This is a genomic window from Citrobacter sp. wls826 (assembly GCF_005281245.1).
In the GTDB taxonomy this organism is placed as follows: domain Bacteria; phylum Pseudomonadota; class Gammaproteobacteria; order Enterobacterales; family Enterobacteriaceae; genus Citrobacter; species Citrobacter braakii.
The window spans coordinates 1-4,780 of sequence record NZ_SZWS01000021.1 but is presented as its reverse complement, the minus strand read 5'-3'; the positions used below and the strand labels follow the sequence as shown (position 1 = coordinate 4,780).

The following is a 4,780-nucleotide window of genomic DNA, read 5'->3' as shown; positions in this document are numbered from 1 at the left end:
TTCACTCCCCGGCCAGGGAGGCGTGAAGTTCGCTTATAACCCTGTTGACCTGGGTGCCTGTTATCAGGCCTGTACATTCATACTGCCGGGGTGTCCCCTTATGCCTCGGACACCACAGATAGTCCTGATGGTCAAAATCAAAGGCAGTGTCATCCCAGCAACCATTACAGCCATGTGAACTGAAAACACGCCACGGCGTATAAAACTCACTGTTCGGAATACTGAAACCACTTATCAGTACCACCGGTATTTGCGCGGCCCACGCCAGCCATGACAGCCCACTGGCCAGTCCCACAAAAAAGCTGGCATGCCTGAGAAGGTTAACCCGCTCCTGCAGCGGACGCGCCCCGGTAAAGTCCTCCGCCCCCCAGGGTATATGGTTCCAGACAAATCCGTGACCGTGGTGCGCTGACTTGTCAATACACAACACGCGGTAGCCCAGCGATTTCAGATGCGCCACCACTTCACTCCAGCCCGTACCATTATTCCAGTATTTCGCCTGACAGGTGGACTGCGTGGCAATACACACATAAGGTTCCTCAATTTCTCTGGGGGCTGACAGGTCGAGACGGGGTGGCGCTTCCCGGGGGTCTACGTTAAGGATATAACCCGCTGTACGATGAAAACCCACCTGTCGGAAATCTACTGGCTGATGGGTCGTGTTTTTCCCCCAGAAAAGCCCCACCCGATATGTGGCATAAGGCTTCTTCGTGTGCACCTCCTCCGGAGTGGAAAAACGTATCTGCGGATACTGGGGCGCCAGCAACTCAATAATATTACGGGCCATCGCACATTCCAGCTGACACTGATGCCGGGCCTGAAACCGTTCTGCATAAGGAAACCAGCCCAGCATATCGCCCAGCGTACCCACAGCAAATGAAATCAGTACATGGCGGTTTTTTAAGTCCAGCGTTTCATCCAGCACCGGTTTTTCTTCACCACGATGAAAAACCTGAATACAAAACCGCACAAAGTATTTTTTATTGCTGGTTACCCAGCCTTTATCCGCATCACAGCAAAAAATCACATTCCCCGAGTCTGCATCCAGAAGGCGGACATGCCACTGGCCCTCCGGAAGCAAAACCCGCGCGCCGTCATTAAAGTCATAACGAATATTTTCGGGGCCAGTCTGCGTGGGGGTATCCGGCGGGAGTACAAAAGGGTAATTCTGCATTAACTTTTCTCCTGTGTTTTACATAACACGAAGTACTCAACGCATCAGCTCAGAAACACCAGCTGAAACTCGCATTAGCATTACAGGGCATCCACCCTCCCTTCGGGTCATCCAGACAAGTCCGGACACTCTCCAGCTCCGAATTCCATACCAGCAGGGTGACCTGTCGCCATGTTCAGCACTAGGGTGGCTGACGGCGCGATACGCTTGCCGGTGGCTCCGGCACCGCGTTCCCTGTCGGGCCCGAGGCAACTGATGCGCGGTATCGCTAAGAACGGCGTTGATGGCTTCGCTGTAAACGTACTGCTCAGCACCACTATTGATAGTGGTATGGTCGGCCACGCCTCCGGCCATAACCTTCTGTTTCCCAAAGTTAATAGTAATGCGGGTGGTTTGCCCTCCATTCCGGGCAGCCTGTGTACCTCTGTTATCCACGATTTCACCGTCTACAGGTGAAATTATGGCATTAACCTCTGTTGCAAAAGTCATGGCCTGCATAGGTATACAGAACAGCCAAGGCTTAACGCCTTAATACCCACTGAGATGTTTTTTCATATCTTCAGTAATCTCCTGTTTGTCATGAGCGGGCAATCCCTTCCAGCAGTGCACTTCCTGCGTTCACCTCAGACATGAAGAGTTTTTTCTTTGCACACATAAACAGGGAGCATTCACGAACGGCACTGAACCAGTGTTTTGAACATAAATATTATTGAGGTATCGGAAGGTGAAATCCTGATAAAAATCTGATGACTTGCAGGAGCATAACCAAGAGGTGCGTATTTTTATGGAAGGAGATCACCCAATAACATCCATTGAGATCGGGTAATAACATTTAAGCAGATCGCTGAATAACATCGATGGAGATCACTTTTGACTCGTTTTGTTATTCGGTGATCTCCATCAATGTTATTGGAACTTCACAGGTATGTTGATCTGTATCTTTTGCCATTCCGGCACCGGAGAAATAAAAACGGCTCAGGTCATTGTGGCAGTTCTGGGGGCATCAAGTTACACATGGGCAGAAGCCACCTGGTCTCTGCAGCTTGAAGACTGGGTGATGAGTCATGTTCGCTGCTTCCAGTGGCTGGGTGGCGTTCCTGAACTTGTTGTCCCGGACAATCTGAAAAGTGCCACATCCCGGGCATGTAAATATGATCCTGACATTAATCCTACTTACCAGCAGATGCTTGAGCATTACAATGTAGCAGTTATGCCAGCACGCCCGCGTAAACCAAAAGATAAAGCCAAAGCAGAGGTTGGCGTTCAGGTCGTTGAACGCTGGATCATGGCCTGAATCAGACATGAGAGCTTTTACAGTCTTGTATCGCTTAACCAGCGCATCCGGGAGTTGCTGGAAAGACTGAATAACAAAGTCATGCAAAAGCTGGGACGTTCACGTGCAGAACTCTTCATCCAGCTTGATAAACCTGCACTGAAGCCACTTCCTGAGGCCAGTTACAGTTACACTCTAGTGAAAAAAGTCAGGGTTCATGCCGATTACCACGTGGAAATCGATAAACATTATTACTCGGCTCCATGCTCACTGTTAGGTCAACAACTGGAAGCATGGTTCTCCGGAGAACTGGTAAGACTCTTCAACCAGGGACAAGAAGTTGCTGTGCATCCACGTAAGCGTACTTATGGCTACAGTACCCGTCAGGAACACATGCCTGAAACACACCGGCAGCATGCCACCTGGACGCCAGAGCGTCTTCTGGAATGGGCGGCTCACATTGGCAGTGACACTCATAGCTATGTGCTTCATATACTGAACTCTTGTCCACATCCGGAGCAAAGCTATCGCTTCTGTCTTAGGCTCCTGAACCTTCATAAAAAATACAGTAAAGGCAGACTTAATGCAGCATGTGCAAGAGCGCTGAAAACAAAGGTGTGGCGTCTGGCTGGTATTAAATCGATCCTGGGAAAAGGTCTGGATAAACAGCCTGTTCAGGCTCCAAAACCCGACCTGCTATCTGCTATCCACAATGGAACATGAAAACGTTCGCGGCAGTAAGTATTACCACTGATGCGGGGGCCAATGATGAATCATCTTTACGAACAACTGACCACACTTAAACTCACCGGCTTCCGTGATGCGCTAAAAAAGCAACTGGCTCAGCCGGTTACATATCAGGATCTGGGCTTCGAAGAACGCCTGTCATTACTGGTAGCAGAAGAGCTAACCTGTCGTGAAAACAGGAAGGCAGAGCGTCTGATAAAACATGCACGGTTCAGACTCAATGCCGAGTTATCAAAGCTGGATTATCGAAGCGGTAGAGGTCTGGACAGGGCCCTCATCCGCTCACTCAGTCAGGGAAACTGGTTAACCCTGAAACAAAATGTATTGCTGACCGGGGTCACCGGCAGCGGTAAAACGTACCTGGCGTGTGCACTTGGTCATAATGCCTGCCGACAGGGATACAGGGTCTACTATTATCGCCTGAAAGCGCTGATGGAACAGTGCTATCAGGGACATGCGGATGGAAGATACAGCAAACTTCTGACCAGGCTGAATCATAGCAATCTGCTGCTTCTGGATGACTGGGGGCTGGAGCCCCTTTCATCAGAACAGCGTAGTGATCTGCTGGAAATAGTGGATCTGATGTACCAACGAGGCTCAATCATCGTTGTGAGCCAGTTGCCGGTGGAAAACTGGTACAAAATGATCGGAGACTCCACACATGCAGATACCCTCCTGGATCGGCTGGTTCATGGCAGTATTAAGATAGAACTTAAAGGAGAATCAATGCGGAAAATACGATCTCCATTGGCCGAAGGAGATCAGTGAAGGTAATTTAAAAACGGTTCTGTGAAAGTGACACGAACCGATCTCCATCGATGTTACCCCCCGCTCTCCTTCATGTTAATACGCAGTTGGACAACGTTTACTAACCATTCCCTGTGTGGGAACGCTGACGGCCAGTACTATTTCCACTGAGCTTGGCGATGGGAAACACTACGCCAGTAGCCGTGACTTCGCAGCGGCACCGGGGCTGGTTCCACGTCAGTACAGCACCGGTGGTCGAACAACGCTATTGGGGATCAACAAACGAGGCAACAAAAAGATCCGAACATTACTGGTCCAGTGCGCCAGAGTTTTCATACAAAAACTGGAACACCAGAAAGGCAAACTGGCGGACTGGGGCAGAGAATTACTGTGCAGAAAAAGCAACTTTGTTGTGACCTGCGCACCAGCAAACAAGCTGGCCAAGATAGCTTGGGCGCTTACGACGCGACAACAGACGTTTGCGTCGTAAATATCTACAACAATAAATCGTTTAAACAATAACTTATCTGGTTTTGCGAATACTGATCATTGATGATATAAACGGCCGACCGGCCTGTTGAAGAACCTGTATATCGGAATGGCTCACCTGAAGCCGTATAATTTTTCTGAGGTTCATCAGGCGCGGAACTCATCGTGGCGCGATTCAGACGCCGGATAGATTTAAGCAAGCCAATGATATCGTCGAAAATCAGTATTGCAAAAACGGGAGTGACCATAGATTCGATATCCAAACTGCCCCCTCCTTCGTCTGCCTCCAGCCGCCGAGAGAGTGACCGGCTGTTGCGATGCGATTCTCTGCACATCAACTCTTTCCGGCA

4 protein-coding genes and 2 pseudogenes are annotated in these 4,780 nt (G+C 49.7%); 4 read left to right on the top strand and 2 right to left on the bottom strand.

The genetic code is table 11. The features are described from left to right. Position 1: 1 nt before the first annotated feature. Complete coding sequence (locus FDW87_RS04435; protein ID WP_137379490.1) at positions 2-1,174, bottom strand: autotransporter strand-loop-strand O-heptosyltransferase; 1,173 nt, start codon at positions 1,172-1,174, stop codon at positions 2-4. Between the two features lie 171 nt (positions 1,175-1,345). Here FDW87_RS04435 and FDW87_RS04430 point away from each other — a divergent pair, with 171 nt between their 5' ends. From FDW87_RS04430 to FDW87_RS04415, 4 genes and pseudogenes are all read left to right on the top strand, one after another. After that, positions 1,346-1,630: a hypothetical protein gene (locus FDW87_RS04430; RefSeq protein ID WP_137379489.1), complete on the top strand. Its 285-nt coding sequence runs from the start codon at positions 1,346-1,348 to the stop codon at positions 1,628-1,630. 499 nt (positions 1,631-2,129) lie between these two features. Then, positions 2,130-3,201, top strand: a pseudogene (gene istA / locus FDW87_RS04425) (IS21 family transposase); the annotation flags it as partial. Positions 3,202-3,215: 14 nt separating this feature from the next. Further along, entirely contained in the window at positions 3,216-3,962 is a 747-nt protein-coding gene (gene istB / locus FDW87_RS04420) for an IS21-like element helper ATPase IstB (RefSeq protein WP_137379491.1), read from the top strand. Between the two features lie 85 nt (positions 3,963-4,047). Further along, a pseudogene (locus FDW87_RS04415) lies at positions 4,048-4,431 on the top strand (transposase); the annotation flags it as partial. 4 nt (positions 4,432-4,435) lie between these two features. On the opposite strand, the gene FDW87_RS21150 reads toward FDW87_RS04415, so the two are convergent. Beyond that, on the bottom strand, positions 4,436-4,780 hold a 345-nt coding region (locus FDW87_RS21150; RefSeq protein ID WP_212725437.1), incomplete at its 5' end, for a hypothetical protein.

What these genes read in the sequence shown, in the direction of transcription:
- FDW87_RS04430 (WP_137379489.1), top strand. Translation starts at nt 1,346, where the DNA reads ATGTTCAGCACTAGGGTGGCTGACGGCGCGATACGCTTGCCGGTGGCT.
- FDW87_RS04435 (WP_137379490.1), bottom strand. Translation starts at nt 1,174, where the DNA reads ATGCAGAATTACCCTTTTGTACTCCCGCCGGATACCCCCACGCAGACT.
- istB (WP_137379491.1), top strand. Translation starts at nt 3,216, where the DNA reads ATGAATCATCTTTACGAACAACTGACCACACTTAAACTCACCGGCTTC.